The sequence below is a fragment of the Clostridium sp. genome (assembly GCF_047718555.1).
In the GTDB taxonomy this organism is placed as follows: domain Bacteria; phylum Bacillota; class Clostridia; order Clostridiales; family Clostridiaceae; genus Clostridium_I.
Genome location: NZ_JBDNRK010000036.1, coordinates 23,034 through 41,218, shown reverse-complemented (window position 1 = coordinate 41,218; position 18,185 = coordinate 23,034). Strand labels below are relative to the sequence as shown.

At 31.2% G+C, this 18,185-nt stretch carries 16 protein-coding genes, 1 pseudogene and 1 riboswitch; of the genes and pseudogenes, 5 read left to right on the top strand and 12 right to left on the bottom strand.

The window, feature by feature from the left end:
- Positions 1-447 precede the first annotated feature (447 nt).
- Both yqeB and mocA read right to left on the bottom strand, forming a co-directional pair.
- Positions 448-1,260, bottom strand: coding sequence for a selenium-dependent molybdenum cofactor biosynthesis protein YqeB (yqeB, locus tag ABF633_RS14070; RefSeq protein ID WP_415524520.1), 813 nt, complete (start codon positions 1,258-1,260; stop codon positions 448-450).
- Between the two features lie 6 nt (positions 1,261-1,266).
- Positions 1,267-1,851, bottom strand: a complete 585-nt coding sequence (mocA, locus tag ABF633_RS14065) for a molybdenum cofactor cytidylyltransferase (protein WP_415524519.1) — start codon at positions 1,849-1,851, stop codon at positions 1,267-1,269.
- A gap of 481 nt (positions 1,852-2,332) precedes the next feature.
- On the opposite strand from mocA, the gene ABF633_RS14060 reads away from it, so the two are divergent.
- The 5 genes from ABF633_RS14060 (at position 2,333) to ABF633_RS14040 (ending at position 7,150) form a co-directional block, all read left to right on the top strand.
- On the top strand, positions 2,333-2,806 hold the full coding sequence (locus tag ABF633_RS14060; protein WP_415524518.1) for a hypothetical protein: 474 nt from the start codon (positions 2,333-2,335) through the stop codon (positions 2,804-2,806).
- 178 nt (positions 2,807-2,984) lie between these two features.
- A riboswitch (SAM riboswitch) is annotated at positions 2,985-3,094 on the top strand.
- Between the two features lie 112 nt (positions 3,095-3,206).
- Positions 3,207-3,431, top strand: coding sequence for a hypothetical protein (locus ABF633_RS14055; RefSeq protein ID WP_415524517.1), 225 nt, complete (start codon positions 3,207-3,209; stop codon positions 3,429-3,431).
- 148 nt (positions 3,432-3,579) lie between these two features.
- A complete protein-coding gene (locus ABF633_RS14050; RefSeq protein WP_415524516.1) occupies positions 3,580-3,849 on the top strand; it encodes a hypothetical protein in 270 nt (89 codons plus the stop codon).
- A gap of 203 nt (positions 3,850-4,052) precedes the next feature.
- The gene (locus tag ABF633_RS14045) at positions 4,053-4,520 is read left to right on the top strand and encodes a hypothetical protein (RefSeq protein ID WP_415524515.1); all 468 of its coding nucleotides are present in this window, start codon (positions 4,053-4,055) and stop codon (positions 4,518-4,520) included.
- 752 nt (positions 4,521-5,272) lie between these two features.
- Complete coding sequence (locus ABF633_RS14040) at positions 5,273-7,150, top strand: APC family permease (protein WP_415524514.1); 1,878 nt, start codon at positions 5,273-5,275, stop codon at positions 7,148-7,150.
- 332 nt (positions 7,151-7,482) lie between these two features.
- On the opposite strand, the gene ABF633_RS14035 is transcribed toward ABF633_RS14040, so the two are convergent.
- The 10 genes and pseudogenes from ABF633_RS14035 to yedF form a co-directional block, all read right to left on the bottom strand.
- Positions 7,483-8,358 (bottom strand): VIT1/CCC1 transporter family protein, encoded by an 876-nt coding sequence (locus tag ABF633_RS14035; protein WP_415524513.1) that lies wholly within the window; start codon positions 8,356-8,358, stop codon positions 7,483-7,485.
- Between the two features lie 294 nt (positions 8,359-8,652).
- Positions 8,653-10,161, bottom strand: coding sequence for an IMP dehydrogenase (locus ABF633_RS14030; RefSeq protein WP_415524512.1), 1,509 nt, complete (start codon positions 10,159-10,161; stop codon positions 8,653-8,655).
- Between the two features lie 94 nt (positions 10,162-10,255).
- Positions 10,256-10,830 (bottom strand): annotated as a pseudogene (locus tag ABF633_RS14025) (GGDEF domain-containing protein).
- Between the two features lie 676 nt (positions 10,831-11,506).
- Positions 11,507-12,220: a selenium cofactor biosynthesis protein YqeC gene (yqeC, locus tag ABF633_RS14020; RefSeq protein ID WP_415524522.1), complete on the bottom strand. Its 714-nt coding sequence runs from the start codon at positions 12,218-12,220 to the stop codon at positions 11,507-11,509.
- A 7-nt stretch (positions 12,221-12,227) separates the two neighbouring features.
- Entirely contained in the window at positions 12,228-12,896 is a 669-nt protein-coding gene (locus ABF633_RS14015) for an HAD family hydrolase (RefSeq protein ID WP_415524511.1), read from the bottom strand.
- A 453-nt stretch (positions 12,897-13,349) separates the two neighbouring features.
- Positions 13,350-15,623, bottom strand: coding sequence for a xanthine dehydrogenase family protein molybdopterin-binding subunit (locus ABF633_RS14010; protein WP_415524510.1), 2,274 nt, complete (start codon positions 15,621-15,623; stop codon positions 13,350-13,352).
- A 3-nt stretch (positions 15,624-15,626) separates the two neighbouring features.
- Positions 15,627-16,076, bottom strand: coding sequence for a (2Fe-2S)-binding protein (locus tag ABF633_RS14005; protein WP_415524509.1), 450 nt, complete (start codon positions 16,074-16,076; stop codon positions 15,627-15,629).
- The gene (locus ABF633_RS14000; RefSeq protein WP_415524508.1) at positions 16,076-16,864 is read right to left on the bottom strand and encodes an FAD binding domain-containing protein; all 789 of its coding nucleotides are present in this window, start codon (positions 16,862-16,864) and stop codon (positions 16,076-16,078) included. Before ABF633_RS14000 ends, ABF633_RS14005 begins: the two co-directional genes overlap by 1 nt.
- A gap of 376 nt (positions 16,865-17,240) precedes the next feature.
- On the bottom strand, positions 17,241-17,510 hold the full coding sequence (locus tag ABF633_RS13995) for a DUF3343 domain-containing protein (RefSeq protein ID WP_415524507.1): 270 nt from the start codon (positions 17,508-17,510) through the stop codon (positions 17,241-17,243).
- Positions 17,511-17,530: 20 nt separating this feature from the next.
- Entirely contained in the window at positions 17,531-18,166 is a 636-nt protein-coding gene (gene yedF, locus ABF633_RS13990) for a sulfurtransferase-like selenium metabolism protein YedF (RefSeq protein WP_415524506.1), read from the bottom strand.
- Positions 18,167-18,185: the final 19 nt, after the last annotated feature.

Here is an 18,185-nt window from a genome sequence, read left to right as displayed (position 1 = left end):
GTAGGATTCAAAATAGGCTAGCATACTGACTAGTTATTTATTTGAATATGCCTTAAAGCGTTAAAAATATTTCTAGCCAAAAAGCCTAAATGATATTTTTAGGCAGATATCTATACTATAAAGCAATCTTTGTGCCAATTAAAAAAACAGATCTTTTTTTATCATTTTATTAAATTAAGACCTGCTTCTCTAGCATTTTACTATTTAATTTGTCATATTTTGCATTTGTCCGATGACTACCCACTCTAATACTCCCATTGCGCTCTATGAAAGCTATTCACATAAAATATAAGATTTTCTCTGCTTTTTTAAGTGGGAGTAAAGAGTGGGTACGTCCCTGGATAACGATTCACCCTAAAGGACAACGATTTCTAAGTATCGAAAATACCGATACTAAGGACTCTATTTACCTTTATGATAATTAATATCATTTTGATAATTTTTATTTTAATTTGATAAATTTCCTATTCTTTTCATATATAATATTGATTCCAGCACAGCTCCCCCAATATTTCTGGCTTTATCTGAAATAGTAAAACAATTTTTTACTTCTGAAAGCCTTGGATCAATATCTGCAATTTTTAAACCTTTAGACACCTCTGTTTTATTTCTTATTATTCCCCTTAGAACTCCATTTATAGTAGCTCTTACAGGCTCATTGTCTATATAAGCCAATATATCTTCTTTTCTAACTATATCGCCAATGTCTTTTATGTTATTGATAATGCCACTGATAGGGCTGTATATTACACGTTCCTTTGAATATCCTGCTATTACTCCAGGTACACCTGTATTTTCTGCCGCTTTTCCATGGAATATTAATCTTCCCAAATTATGTCCTCTATTAGTTTCTACAACTATATCTACATCTAAGCCTGCTTCAAAACCAGGGCCAAGAGCAATGGTACAGGTCGCCATATTCCTATTTGTTCCTAAGTTTTTTTTAGCCAGTATGGCATCCACTACAATTTCCGGTCTTAACAAATCTATGTACTTACCCTTAGGATCTATTACCACAGGAATAATATCTTCTCTCCAGGCTTCAAATATTTCATCTTTATTTTTTACCTTAGCTGCTGTTATTTCCTCTATAGTAATTCTGTTTTCATACACCGCTTCACCAAAGCATACCTTTCTTCTAATAGAACTTGGCTTTTCTATTTCTAAAACTAAAACTCTGAAGCCGCTTCTATATAATTTTTGTATGGAACCTGACGCAATATCTCCTCCACCTCTTACTACAACAATTTCATTAAACAAAATTTATCATCCTTTTCCTATTGTTTTTAACATATAATAATCTTCCCAGGTATCAACATCCATAAGCACTTCTTCTCTTTTAACATCCACAAATATTATGGATTCCCTGTGATCATTAATAACCTTTTTACCTCCTGTATCTCCTTGAAGCTGTATTAATTCTTTAAAAAATTTAGATGAAAATACTACAGGACTTCCCTTTCTTCCCATGAACCTAGGAACAATTATACTATTACTATTCTTATAAAAAGCATCCATTAAAAGTTCAATAGTTTCAATATCCAGAAGGGGCTGATCCGACGTAAAAAACATATATCCATCACTAACAGGTGAATTATTCAATCCAAGCTTTATGGCTTCACTTTGGCCTTTATCTGCCCATTCATTTTTTACAGTTTTAAAATCTAAACTCTCAGCTAATTCAATTATAGCTTTATCCCTTGCTACAACTATTTTACTATAAAAATTACATTTTTTAACTTTATCCAGAGTATGCTGAATAAAAGTTTTGCCTTTATATTTTAATAACAGCTTATTTTCACCCATTCTCCTAGCATAACCAGAAGCCATGACTATAGCAGTTATTTTCATTATATCACCTTATTTTTACCATATTATAAACAGAGTTCTTGGTATCAGGTGGAGTTTTTATTCCACCTGATGCTTAGAAATCGTTATCCAGGGACGTAGCCACTCTTTACTCCCACTTTTAAGAAAGATGGAAGTATTAGAGTGGGTAGTCATCGGATAAATTTTACATAACATCCTTTAAATACCATATTAAGGATGACATTTTTGCTAATCTTTTTATTAGAATTTTATTATATCTCACTAAAATTACATTTTTCAACAAACATTTATTCTTTAATATTGAATATGCCCGCACTTTAATATATAATCAAAATAAAATTAAGTTTTATTGATAGCAAATAGAGAACAAAGGGTGAGATGCTACTTGATAACTTTTATGTACCTATCCATAATAATCATTATACCAGTTATCCTATTATTCAATTGGCAAAATAATAAAATAATCAAAAAGAATTTTACTCTCAATTATAAATATAAAAAAATGTGTCAATTTCTCATAATAGACATTTTCATTGCCTGCATAGGAATTTTTTTTATAACTTTTATTCTTCCTTTTTTAATATGGAATTTAGGTAACAAAGGATATGTAGTTGAAACTGAAGTTTTAAATAGTTATAATATAAAACCCATATCATCAAATAATAAAAATAATATTTATGTAAAAGAAAGTTCTATAGATAACAAAAAAGAATATATGATTAATGTAAACGGATCATTACAAAATTACGATGCTGCATCAATAGAAATAGAAGAAAATAATTATTATGCAAACAGTCCCAAGTACGAAGAAGTGAATAGTTACAAAGTTTACGAATTAACGGGGAGCAATATAATCGCCAAAAGTGTTAATGATATTTATGTAGATGTATATCTAGATAAGGGTAAAAGCACTTTTTTATATAAGAAAATACATATATGTATACCTGAAAACTCCATTGACAATTCAATTAATTAGGTACTGAAACATATGATTAATAATTTTTCATTCTAACTTATTAATTATCTGTACCTCCTAATTCTAGATAATTAGCAATTTATCACCTTCAATTTTCCCTTGACATTAAGCAATATATAGTGTTATAATGTGTAAAATAATTACTTGACAAAATATTTTGAAAACTTAATATTCTTGACTCTTATCAAGAGTGGTGGAGGGATCGGCCCTTTGAAGCCCGACAACCGGCATTATTTAAATGTATCGGTGTCAATTCCTACAGAATATAATTATTCTGGAAGATGAGAACTGTAGTATAAGTTTTTTTATACCCCAAAAGCTACTTTTCTCATAGGAAAAGTAGCTTTTACTTTTTTCATTAGTTAAATCTTAAAATTCTAAATAGATGGAGGTATTTTAAATGGATATTGGAAACAGGTTTCTAAACATTCTCAATGACAGCTTTGAAAATTCTAAACAAAAGGAAAATTTTATCATTTGTCCCAAAGCTTTTTACAGCGGCCTAACTGAGCGAGAAATTTCTGCTATGCAAGAACTTTATAGCAGAGCTTATGCAAAAGCATTAGAACAAGTAAAGAAAAAGAAAAATAAATATGGCGACTTTTTTAATGGAAGTGGAATATAAAAACTATGATCATCTTACCCATAGAGTTATATCAATTTATCAGGTAAAACTTCTTAATGTAATATTTAATTTTACACTTGACATCAATACTAATATGGAATAAAATACAATTAATAAGAAATTCTATTAGGTTAAGGAAGGCGTAAGCATGAAGTTATTAAAAGTAAATTTATTAAATAAAAATTTAATAATCAATGATATGTCACCTTCTGCAACTATGGATAAATCTATGAATATTACCTATTTTTCATGCTGTATGATTATGTACCATTTATGTTGTTGCACAATGAATGGAATGTGTATTTTGTATACCTGTTTATGTAAAATTATAAATAAAAATTATGAATATATTAAATATAGAACTACAGTGATATTTATGAAATATTTTATGAATACTACTGTAGTTTTTTGTGTTTAAAATATACAGATATTAACCTGCTGACCAGAAAACTGGAGGCATTGGCTGACTAGATAAACTAGAGGTACTACTCACTGGAAAAACCAGAGGTACAGCTTACTGGAAAAACCAGAGGCAAAACTTATTAAACAACCAATTATATGGCTAACTAGTAAACTAGAAGCAATTTATTATCAATTTTTAAAATTTTAGGAGGGTATAAAATGCAAACAACAAAAATGATGGGTTCTAACATGAATATGATGATGGGTAAAGGTATGATGATGAATAATGGCATGGGTATGATGGATATGCCAATGACACAAATGAACATGATGATGATTCCACGTATGGAAATGAAAATGGAAAAATGTGAAAATGGAATGAAAATGATGTGCATGTCAAAAGATGAAACAGCAGTTGCAATGATGCAGAATCTTTGCTCAATGTTAAGCGGCGGAATGACTAGTATGTGTATGATGATGAATGGAATGAAAATGATGGAATGCAACATGATGATGGGAATGTGCAAATGTGAAATGACTATGGACGGAATGTGCATGACTTGGACTAGTGGTGATGAAATGATGTGTTCTATGATTCAACGATGTTGTGAATGTATGATGAGCATGATGGAATGTGGATGTACTGCTATGATGTGCATGAACAATACTCCAGTTTGTTGCTGCTAGTTTCTAGTTTATAATAAACATAATTATAATTCAAAATGTTCAAATTGCAGATTTGTGTAAAATAGAACATATCTAGTTATAAAATAGTCTTGATAAACTTCTTTCTATGAAGCTTATTGAGACTATTTTATTATTTTTTCATTACATTTCTTTACCATATTATACCAAACTTATGTAAAATTTTAGAATTGATTAATATTATAGAAAAATTTAATATAACAAATATTAATTTTCCTTAATATTCTAAAATCTTGCAATTCTAAAATACATTGTCTTTTTTTCACCTGCATAAAAAACAAGAGGTACACTCTAGCACAGTGTACCCTTTTCAAATTATATATTAAAATTTAGGGGAATATAATGAATAATTTTCATCACCTTTTAATTATTACCACAATTCTTATTATATATTCAGTATTTAATAAATTAATTTTATTTTTTAAGTATAAGTACTGATTTTACACTAAAACTATATTAAGTATGATTTTGATAATTAATATAAATTTTATTATTCATCAGGCATTGATATTCATGCATTTAGACTGCTTCTAAATCCAATTGTTAAATAACTGCTATTGATTATTCAGTAATTATTTTATAAAATACAATTAAATGTTTAATAGCTCTAATTTTACCACAAACATTTATACAGTTGCTTTTAAATTCTATATAATAAAATAATAATATAATTTATCCATTTGATTATTGGTTGTATTTTATATGTAAAAAATTATTCAGTGGAGGTAAAGACAATGTTAAATAGATTTCTTGACATATTAATTGGTAAACCCCTGGCAAACGAAAAACGTAGTGGTGAAAAGTATAACATCCTCTTTGGACTCGCAATAATGGCCAGTGACGCAGTTTCCTCTGTAGCCTATGCAGCAGAAGAAATTTTACTTGTATTAATAGCAGTTATAGGTTTGGCATCCTATCAATGGCTTGGATGGGTTTCCTTGATGATTATAGGATTACTTTTTATGCTTACAATTTCTTATATTCAGATTATAAAAGCCTATCCTCAAGGTGGAGGAGCCTACATTGTAGCAAAGGAAAATTTAGGCATTAAAGCTGGTCTAGTTGCAGCAGCCTCTCTACTTATTGATTACATATTAACCGTTGCCGTTAGTGCCAGTGCTGGAATGGAAGCCGTGGTATCTGCATTTCCAAGCGCTGCAAAGCATGAGGTTCTACTTGTTGTTCTACTTATTGTAGTATTGACTATATTAAATTTAAGAGGCGTTAGCGAGTCTTCAAAGATATTAAGTATACCTACATATTTATTTATATTTAGTATGCTTTTCATGATTGTTTATGGGTTAATAAGATATTCTCTTTATGGAGCTCCAGCTCCCATGATAAATACACAGATAAAAGTAACTGGAGATATAAGTTTATACTTAATTTTAAGAGCATTTTCATCTGGTTGTTCAGCTTTAACTGGTCTTGAGGCAGTAAGTAATTCAGTTCCAAACTTCAAGGAACCAAGTCAGAAAAATGCCATAATTGTTATGCTTTTATTATCCAGTTTAATATTTTTTATATTCGGAGGTACTTCACTACTTGCAAGATTTTATCATGCATATCCTACAGCACAAGGTAGTCCAACAGTAATAGCACAAATAGCCCATGGAGTTTTTGGAAATACCTTCATGTTCTATGTTGTACAAATTACTACCGCTATAATACTTCTTATGGCCTGTAATACTGCATTTACTGGCTTTCCAATGCTTATGTATGTAATTGGTAAAGATCGTTTTGCACCAAGACAATTTACAGTAAGAGGTAAAAGATTGAGTTTTTCTACAGGTATTGTAGCACTCTCTTTTATAGCATGTATACTTGTTATTTCCTTCAGTGCACAAACTCATAGATTAATTCCATTATATTCAGTAGGAGTTTTCTTTTCTTTTACATTAGCTCAAACAGGAATGGTTATGCATTGGAAAAACAAAAAAGAAACTGGATGGGAAAAACGTGCTTTCATTAATGGTCTAGGAGGTGTTGTTTCTGCAATAACAGCGATAATCATTATATATGAAAAATTTAGGCAAGGTGCATGGATAGTCATAATACTCATACCAATTATTGTACTTATTATGATATGTATAGAAAGACATTACAGTAATGTAGCAAGACATTTGAGTACATCCCATGAAGAATTATCTAATGCAGATATAGGTAAAAATTTCACTCATATTATGGTAGTTCCTGTTCAAAGTTTAAACAAAGCTTCGCTAAATGCACTACAATATGCTAGAAGTATTACATCTAATGTAATAGCGCTTAATGTATATACAAATAAAAGTGAATTAGAAAAATTGCAGAGCAAATGGAATGAACTTAATACAGATATACTTTTAGTTTCTAAATACTCTCCTTATAGAGCAATATTTACACCTTTAGTAAGTTATATTGATACCATAGCAAAAGCTGCAGGTAAGGATGAAAGAATTACATTATTATTATCCCAATTCATGATTGATAAATGGTGGGGAAGTATACTACATAACCATACAAGTTTCTTATTAAGAGAAACAATTCTCCATAATGAGAATATTGTAGTATCAACTTGTCCTTATCATTTTGATGATAAATATTCTAGAAGTTATAGAGATAAGACAAATTAGACTATATTATAATTGAAGCAAGTTCTTAATTCAGGTGGGGATTCTTTTACCCCATCTGAATTTTAGAACTGCAAATGCATGGCTTACTTGGCGTAAGTTTCCCACTTGAATAAGTGGGAAACTTACGCCAAGTTAGTCAGGTTAAATATTATACCAATGAATTCTGGAAAAATTAAAAGAAGCTGCAATACATGCAGCTTCTTTTAATTGTATTTAATCAACTATATCTTATACTAAATATAGAGTACAACTATATCTTATACTAAATATAGAGTACAACTATATTCCATGTTTAGGGTAAATAAAAAAATTGTTTATTTTCTAACAACCACTTACAAATTTATTTTCAATATATTCTTCACTAAAAGTCCCACCACAAATGAAAATCCTGCAACTCCGAGACTTACTACAGACATTTGCAAAAATCTTTTTTTGAAATTAAGTCCTTTAGCTACTGATATATAATAATTGAATATGAATATTATAATAACGGCAATAACAAGACTTATTATAAGTGACTGTACATACATATCATTATTCATAAAAATGAATGGAAGTATCAATAAAATTACAGTACCTAAGTAAGAAAGTCCTGTATACAAGCTAGCTTTTAGAGCATTTTTAGCGCCTTCCGTTTTTTCAGCTATATATTCACTGGCGCCCATGGAAAGAGTTGCAGCTATCCCTGTAATTAGTCCTGCTAGTGCTATTACCCTAGTGTTTGCCATAGACAGAGTAAATCCCGCTAAGCTACCTGTTATCTCTACCAATGCATCGTTTAATCCAAGTACTATAGCCCCTACATATTTAAGTCTTTCCTCATCCAGCATATCAAGCAATAAGAGTTCGTGTTTTTCCTCTTCCTCTGCTATTTTAGAGAGCTTTGGAAAATTAACTGCTAATTTTTCATAGCTGTATCCTTTAACTACTTCATTCTCCCTACCCTCCATTTGCTTAACAGCAAAAGTAAATCCAAAAATCTTAGCTGCTAAATAGTAAAACCATACTCTTATTTTATTTACAGAAACCTCTGTATTAGTATAGTATTTTATTAAATTATAATGCTGCTGCTCTTCTGCTGCGATTTTAAGCATTATTTTTTTATTATTTTCATCTTTTGTAATTTTTGAAACCTTGATGTAAATTTTCTTTTCAGTTATTTCATTACACTGCATTGTAATAAGTATATTTTTTAAATTCTCTTCCATAACTATACATCTCCATGTATGTTTTGTATACAAGCAACAAAAAGCCCAATAGTTATCTTTAATCTTAATTTTTTATTTTTCATTTAACCCCACTCCCCTTATACCATATAAGCAGAATTTAAATTAAAGCTTACATATTCATACAATTTAATTATACTACTATAAATATCATCTTAGAAGCGCTGTATATAATCAAATAATTTTTTAATAAAAATCTACATATTTAAATACTACAAAAAAAATTGTCATCTACTTATTAATATATAAATAGATGACAATTTTTTATGTAAATCTCTACTTTATAATATTGCTAGATGTATCCTTAAGCACAACATCATGTGCTCCTCCCTCAACAATAGAAGTAGCTGATACCAAAGTAATTTTTGCCTTTTCCTGAAGTTCTGGAATTGTCATTGCTCCACAGTTACACATAGTTGAACGAACTTTATTTAAAGTCAATGATACATTATCCTTAAGGCTGCCAGCATAAGGTACATAGGAATCAACCCCTTCTTCAAAGGATAACTTGCTGTCACCGCCCATATCATATCTCTGCCAGTTTCTAGCACGGTTAGAACCTTCTCCCCAATATTCTTTCATATAGGTTCCATTAATACTCACTTTGTTAGTAGGACTCTCATCAAAACGTGAAAAATATCTTCCAAGCATAATAAAGTCAGCTCCCATTGCAAGGGCAAGAGTTACGTGATAATCATACACAATTCCTCCATCAGAACATATCGGTATATATATTCCAGTTTTGTCAAAGTACTCATCACGGGCTTTTGCAACTTCTATAAGCGCTGTTGCCTGTCCTCTACCAATACCCTTTTGCTCTCTGGTAATGCATATAGAACCTCCGCCTACACCTATCTTAACAAAATCAGCTCCTGCTTCTGCTAAAAACAGAAAGCCCTCTCTGTCAACTACATTTCCCGCTCCTACTTTAACTTTATCTCCATAATTTTCACGAATATAGTCTAATGTTAGCTTCTGCCATTCAGAAAAGCCCTCAGAGGAATCTATACATAAAACATCCGCTCCTGCTTCCACTAGAGCTGGTACTCTTTCCTTATAATCACGAGTATTAATCCCTGCCCCAACAATATATCTCTTAGAGCCATCTAAAAGTTCTAACTTATTTTCTTTATTTGAATCATAATCCTTTCTAAATACCATATAGACAAGATGCTGATCATCATCTACAATTGGCAATGAATTTAATTTATAATCCCAAATAATATTATTAGCTTCTTTTAAAGAAGTTCCTTTTTTTGCAGAAACCAATTTCGCAAAAGGTGTCATAAAATCAAGGACCTTACAATCTGGACTCATTCTGCTTACACGATAATCTCTACTGGTAACAATACCCAAAAGTTTTCCAGTAGCTGTACCATCCTCTGTAACTGCCACCGTAGAGTGTCCTGTCTTCCTCTTTAGTTCTAAAATATCCTGCAATTTTTGATCCGGTCTAATATTTGAATCACTAATAACAAAACCTGCTTTATGATTTTTTACACGTGATACCATAGCAGCTTCGTTTTCGATAGACTGGGAACCATAGATAAAGGAAATTCCACCTTCCTTAGCAAGTGCAATTGCCATTTTATCATCTGAAACAGACTGCATAATTGCAGAAACCAAAGGAATATTCATCTCAATTGCTGAGGTTTCTCCTTTTTTAAATTTTACCACTGGCGTTTTCAAACTAACATTTGCTGGTACACACTTTGAAGATGAATATCCAGGAACTAATAAATATTCACTAAAAGTATGTGAGGGTTCATCAAAGTAAAAAGCCAATTTTATCAACTCCTTAAAATATAATATAGTCAGTATTATCAATTATACATCATAAAGTACATATTGAAAATTTATTTCCTATGAATTTTATATATTATATATCAGCAACGATCCTATTCTTGCCATTTTTCTTAGCCTTATATAAATTTTCATCTAACATTTCCATTATACCATCAAAGTCTGCATAGCTATTGACGGTGCATACTCCAAGACTTAAGGTAACGTTAATACTCTTGTCCACATATTTAAATTTATGTTTTTCTATTTTTGCCCTGATATTCTCTACAGTCTTAAAAACATCTTTTCTATCAGTATTATACAATACAATTATAAATTCATCGCCGCCATATCTGCCTACCCAATCTTCACTTTTACTTAAACAATTTTTAATCAATTTGGAAGTATCTTTAAGTACTATATCCCCCATTACATGTCCATAATTATCGTTACCTTCTTAAAAGAATCTACATCTGCTATGACTACTGTTAAGGGTTTCTTAATTTTAATACTATTATTTATATCCACAGGCAATCTTTCACTAATATACCTTCGATTGTATACATTAGTAAGATCATCAATTACAATTTTTTTATTTAAATTATTGATCAACTCTTTTAAGTCACCTTTTCCATGAATATTTAAATCTTCTATAAAAATTTCCTTTATCATTTCTACAACATATGCCTTTTCATGAAATTTTATAGGAGTAGCGATTATAAAGAATATTTTTCCGTTATTGTATTCGAATTTAGTAAAGGTATCTTGATTTATATAAGCCCTCATAGAAATGCAGTTTTTACATGAAGATTTATTTTTCCAAAAATCATAGCAATTACTTTTAACTGTTTTAATATTATCATCTTTTGTTATTATTGTTCGCTTATTTATGGGATCTATAATTCTGATTGTGTCATATAAATTTTTAAACATAGACAATCTGTTTTTTACTTCTTCAGATACATTCAAATAACTACACCAACTTTTATTTAAATATTAACATTCATTATACTGTATTATTTACATTAAAAATACATATTTAACTATAAATTTTTCATATGTATTTAACTAGTTTTATTTAGTATATTATAAAATATGGAAAGCCAAAATTCAACATAAAATATAATAATTATTATCTAATAATATAAAAATTTACCTACTTATTATTAATTAGACAATTATTTAACAATTGTAAATTATAATTACTTGCATATTAACATTGAATAAGTTTCACATTGTAAAATTACCTCACTTAATTATCAGCAAATAACTGTATAAAAAACAAGGGCTCCATTGCGAAGTCCTCATTTTATATTCAAGGTTATACGGTTTTTACTAATGTCTTTTTCTATAGTAATTTTTTAAAAACAATGCTGTCAATATATCCATTGTTATTTTTACAAACACTTTCAACTAATTCTTTTGTTAAAACAATATCATTTTTATTTTCTACCTTATTTATAAATAAAATTTTTTCTCCTACAGCATCTTTAAATAAACCTTTAGGATGAAATATTAATTTTATAATATGATCTATATTTATAATATCACCTTTAGAAGAAGCGGTAATATTCATAAACTGCTCCAACCTATGAATATTATTTTCATTGACTTCTTTTCCTATGTTTTCTATACTAAAAACTCCTATAGTTTTATTAGTCATATCACTTATAACAGGTTCATTATCTTTCCAGCCCTTAATGGATTTTTTCTTAGAACCATCTGCTTCTATAAGTATATAATCAAAATAAGGCAATTGCTTTTGCAAAAGTTCACAATCCAAACCAATTAATTTATTCTCATGGTGATTTATTCCTTTTCCATATACATAAATTCCATTATTATTCATATGATTATAATAATGGAGTTTATTTTCACTATTGGCGATGTAATTATATTGCTGTTCCTTTGGTACATATATTTTTGTAGTAGTGGTTACAAGGACTTTATTTCCTTTTCCTAATTCTTCTGCTAGAGAAAACATCAATGTAGTCTTTCCGCCTGCTCCTACTATGGAGATAACATCGCCCTTACGCAGTTTAAGTAGACTTTTTAAACTTATTTTGTTATTATTTTTTTCGATCATTTAATAGTTCAATAAGCTCTATAGGATTGTCAATTATTTTCTTAGCCCCATTTTCTAACAATTCATCAGCTTTTCTGAAACCCCAGGTAACTCCTACGGCATACATACCAGCAGCATTAGCTGTTTTCATATCTACTCCGGTATCTCCTAGGTAAAGGTACTCCTCTACTGGTATTTTTGATAGTTTTGATATTTCCAAGGCTGCTGTTGGATCAGGTTTTTTAGGTACATTTTCTCTGGCTCCAAAAACAATTTTAAAGCGTTTTAATCCAAAAAACTTATCTATTAAAACCCTAGTAAAATTATTTGGTTTATTTGAAAGCACAGACATCTCTATACCATTATTATCAAGAGCTTCCATTAAATCATTTATTCCATTATATGGCCTTGTTAATTTGTCCCATCTTCTGTCATATTCTCTCATAAATTCATCTAAACATGTCTTCACCATTTCCTCATCCTGTAAAATACTTTCTGGTACAGCTCTTCTAATTAATTTCTCCATTCCGTTACCAATAAAGTATTTATACTTTTCCACATCATGTACAGGAAATCCATGCTTTTCTAATATAGAATTCACTGAATCAGCCATATCATCAAGGGTATTAAGAAGTGTTCCATCAAGATCAAAAATAACTCCAGAATAACTCATATTGTTTCCTCCATCTAATTATTTGTTCTCACATACATAATCATATTAAATATTTATTACCTTCAATTTGCAAAGTAATACGATAAATCATTGATAAGTTCTTTAACTCTCATATAAGAAATCCATATATAAGCACAGATATATTATAACACCTAAGAGTCTTATTGCGAAATTTAGTATTATTGAAGCAAGTTCTTAATTCAGTGGGGATTCTTTTACCCCATCTGAATTTTAGAACTGCAAATGCATGGCTTACTTGGCGTTGAACTCCCACTTGAAGAAAAGTAGAGAACCCAAATTTTAATTTGGTGTGAATCACTTTCACAGAGTGCGTGGGAGACTTACGCCAAGTTAGTCAGGTTAAATACTTCCTTAGTTATCATTATAATGCATAAAAACAATATGTCTAATATTACCATTATACTTTCAAACATATTTTTTGTACCCTTAAATTTATCTATTCATCTCCATAAAAATCTTCTCCGGGGTAATTGGAAGCTTGTTTATCCTAACACCGGTAGCATTATAAACTGCATTAACTATAGCTGGAGGTGGTGTATTTGCTACTACCTCTCCAATTGATTTTGCTCCAAAAGGCCCTGTAGGCTCATAACTTGGCTCAAAATATATTTTTATACTTTTTATATCTTTTCTGCTTGGAATTTTGTATTGCATAAAGGAATTTGTCTGAAGATTACCCTTATAATCAAATTTAACATCTTCATACAGCGCCATGCCAATACCTTGGGCAATTCCGCCTTCTGCTTGAATTTTAGCTAATTTTGAATTAATCACAGTTCCACAATCAATCACTGCCGTATAATCTATAAGTTCTACCTTTCCAGTTTCAATATCAACTTCCACCTCTGCAAAACCAGCCACAAAAGGCGGTGGAGATGTCTCGCTTCCATAAGTCCCGTTGCCTACCAGCTGCAGCTTTCCTGTACCCAAAACTGCCTGCTCTGCAATTTTCCTTAAGCTTATAGATTTGGACCCATCTTTTGTCATAATCCCATCTCCGCTGAAATCCACCTCACTGGAATCCACTCCTATAAATTTCGCTCCACATTCTATTATTTGCCTTTTCAGTTCCTCAGCTGCCCTTACCACGGCCATTCCTGTAACGTAAGTAGTGCTTGAGGCATAGGATCCTGGATCATAGGGTGAAACATCTGTATCCGCCGCATTTACTATGAATTTTTCAATGGAAGTTTCTAAAATCTCTGCTGCCATCTGAGTAAGAATTGTATCACTGCCAGTTCCCATATCCGTAGAGCCTATAAGAAGAGTATAGTTCCCATCATCACTTAATCTAACCTCTGCAGAAGCTGTATCTATATTAGCTATACCTGAGCCTTGCATGGTCACCGCCATGCCCATTCCCCTAACTTTATTCTTTGATACCCTTCTCCTTGGATACTTTTCCTTCCAACCTACTAGTTCCCTACCTCTCTTTATGCATTTATGAAGAGTAGAGCTTCCTAAACCTTCAGAATGTATTAGAGAACTTTCTCCTTCTTTTATTAAATTCTTTAATCTTATTTCCGTACTATCCATATTAATTTTTTCCGCTAATTCATTTATAGCTGATTCAAGAGCAAAAGTTCCCTGAGTAGCACCATATCCTCTAAAAGCACCAGAAGGTGTCTTATTAGTGTATACTACATTCCCCATAAATCTTACAGCTTTAGTCTTATTATACAATGGAAGAGTTTTCTGACCAACAACTCCAAACACAGTAGAGGCATGTTCACCATAAGCTCCTGTATCAGATAAACCCTGAATATCAATAGCTCTTATAAAGCCTTCTTTGTCAACTCCAAGCCTGACTCTTATTCTCATAGGATGTCTTGTAGTTGTACACTGAAAAGTCTCTTTTCTTTCATATACAATTTTAGCAGGTTTACCTGTTTTTATAGTTACAAGAGCTGAGAATATTTCTACTGCTGAAGTCTGTTTCCCACCAAATCCTCCTCCTATTCTTGGTTTAATTACTCTTATCTTGCTGGCTGGCATTTCCAGAGCTATGGATAATTGTCTTTTTACATGAAATGGAATCTGAGTAGAACTTACAACTACCAGCCTTCCCATATGATCAAGATAATTGAAGGCGCGATAGGTCTCCATCATACAGTGGGCCTGGGCCTGAGTATAATAGGTTTCATCCACAACTACATCACATCTCTTAAGTTCTTCTTCCACGTCTCCAATTTCCACCTTTTGGCTTGAAACAACATTCCTTTCTCTGTCCATTCCTATATCAAAATTACAATGAATATCCTCTTCAGGATGCACAATTATTTCAGAATCTGCTGCTTTTTCAAAATCTAAAACCGGCTGAAGTATTTTATATTTAACCTTTATCATCTTCATAGCCTTTATAGCAGTTTTCTCATCTATTGCTGCTATAATAGCCACCTCATCCCCAGAATATCTTACTATCTTATCTAATATCAATCTATCATAGGGTGATGGTTCTGGATAAGACTGACCAGCCAAAGTAAATCTTGTCTTTGGCACATCTTTATAGGTTAGAATACACTCAACACCTTCTATTGCCTCTGCCCTTGAAATATCTATATTTTCTATCATTGCAAAGGCATGAGGACTTCTAAGTATTTTAACCACTAAAGCATTTGACATAGCTAAATCTTCTGTATAAACAGGCTTTCCTGTAGCAATAGACATTCCGTCTATTTTTGAAATACCTTTTCCCACAATTTTCATAATTTAAACTACCTCCAAATACTTTTTAATGGCTCTCATTTGCCCCATATATCCTGTGCATCTACATAAATTACCTGTTAAATAGTGAACTATATCTGATTCTTTTGGATTATGCAATTCCTTTTTCATAGCAATTACAGTCATTATAAAACCAGGACTGCAAAATCCACATTGCTCTGCACCTTCATCTACTAGAATTTTGGCAAATTTATCAGCCTCTTCTGAGATCCCTTCTATAGTAATAATCTTTTTACCATTAGCCCTAGCACTTAAGAAAGAGCATGATAAAATCGGTTTCTCATCTACCCATACTGTACAAAGCCCACAGCAAGTGGTGTCACAGCCTTTTCTTATACTGTATATTCCCTTTGATCTTAAAGTATCTGCAAGAAATTCATCTGGTTCTACTTGAAAATTCACTTTTTTGTTATTCAGCATAAATTCTATTTCCACTATAACACCTCCATTATTGCTCTTTTTACTAATACTTTGCACATGGCTTTTCTATATTCTCCTGACCCTCTCATATTAGTACCAAAGGCTAATTCTTTTGATGCCATATCAGCTGCTTTATCTATATCTTCCTCTGTTAAATTTTCTTTGGACAATTCCTTTGACGCTTCTTTAGCTATAGCAGCTTTTCCAGGTCTTGCACCTACAACTATAATCCAATTATTCTTCAAGGTTGATACTGTAACATTTAATATAGGATAATCACTAACAGCATTTCTAAAATCTTTATATACTGCTTTTCTACTGTTCTTTTTTATAAATATTCTTGTTAAAATATCCTTTTCATAGGGCATATTTAGAAAATCCTCTAAATTAATTCTTCCACCATTGTATAATTCAACCTCTGTATCCAATGCTAACAGCGCTGTTATAACATCCGAAAAACCATATTTTGAAAATACCGTAGCACCCACTGTAACAATATTTCTAAATTGAACTCCTATTATATTCCTTACCGCTTCTCCAAGAACTCCTCCAAAATATTCCTTAAATAAATAATGAGTTTCAAATTCTCTTAGATTTGTCATAGCACCTATTTCTATGTAATCGTCCTGTTCCCTTATGTAATTTAAATCTAATTTTGATAAATCTATGGCTGTACCTATACTTTTAGACCCCATTCTAAGGAAAGCACATCCACCTAAAATGTTATTGTTTTTTCTCTCTATCAAGATCTTATAGGCAGCAGCAAGTCTTTCTGGCTGAACTAGTTTTTGTATTGTAAACACTATTGAGATCCTCCTATTTCAATTATTGCAGTAAAATCTATATACGCTGCACCAAATTTACCTTCACTAGTAAAATAGCTATTTTATTTAATATCATATACTAGCTCCTATCAATCAAATGCATAATTTTAACCTGACTAACTTGGCGTAAGTCTCTCACGCACTCTGTGAAAGCGATTCACACAAAATCCAAGATTTTGGTTCTCTGCTTGCACACAGCGAAAGCGATTCACACAAAATCCAAGATTTTGGTTCTCTGCTTTTCTTCAAGTGGGAGTTCAACGCCAAGTAAGCCATGTATTTGCAGTTCTAAAATTCAGATGGGGTAAAAGAATCCCCACCTGAATTAAGAACTTGCTTCAATTCCAGCTTATATTTACTCATGAATAGCCCTTATTTCCTTAATTAATCCTGTCTTTTTAATATGATAATAACCGGACACCTGTATTTTGTCTTTAAATAATATCTTTCTTGCTTCATTTAAATCATCTAAATTTATTTTTATGGAAAGTCCACAGCCGGAAGTTATTTCTGTTGGCACAGGTATAACCTTAACCTTTATACCCACTGAAAGCAGCTCTTTTTCTGCTCTAATTGCACTATGGGTTGAATCAAAAGTAATTAAATTAAATATTTCTATATTCATAAATGCCACCTGTAATAAACCTAAGGTTTAATAATCTTATCAGCCGCGTTCATTTTTTCCACGATGCTGTACATATTTGTTATTGCTCCCACAGCTAAAGACTCTTTTATGTTGTAATAATCAAGACAGGTTCCACAGGTTAATATTTCTACTCCCAGCTGCTGAAGTTTTTGCAGATCCTCTATCACTGGGGATTCTTTTATGGTAAGCTTTGCTCCACCGTTATAAAATATAATAGAAGCAGGTAATTTTTCTATCTCTGTTAAGGCATATATAAATCCCTTAACAAGTATTTTCCCAAGTTCTTCATTGCCATCTCCCATTGTATTAGAAGAAATTACTACTATGGAATTGTTGCTTTTAGGGTAATTTCCTATTTCATTATCATTCTCTGTTTCATTCTGATTTTTTAAGTTCTCAGAAATTTTTTCTGTACCTTCACCCTTTACAATTTCCACCTCATAATGTTCTTTATTTATAGTTTCACTGCTATATTTATAACCAAGCTCTTTGGCCATCTTTTCTAAATTTTCCTTAGCTATTTCATTATCCACTACAACTAAAACTATTCCATTATCTTTAATATTTTTGAGTTCCTTTTTTGCCTTTATAATTGGTATAGGACAAGCTTCTCCCCTTGCATCTATTTTTATCATAATATATCCTATCCTCCTT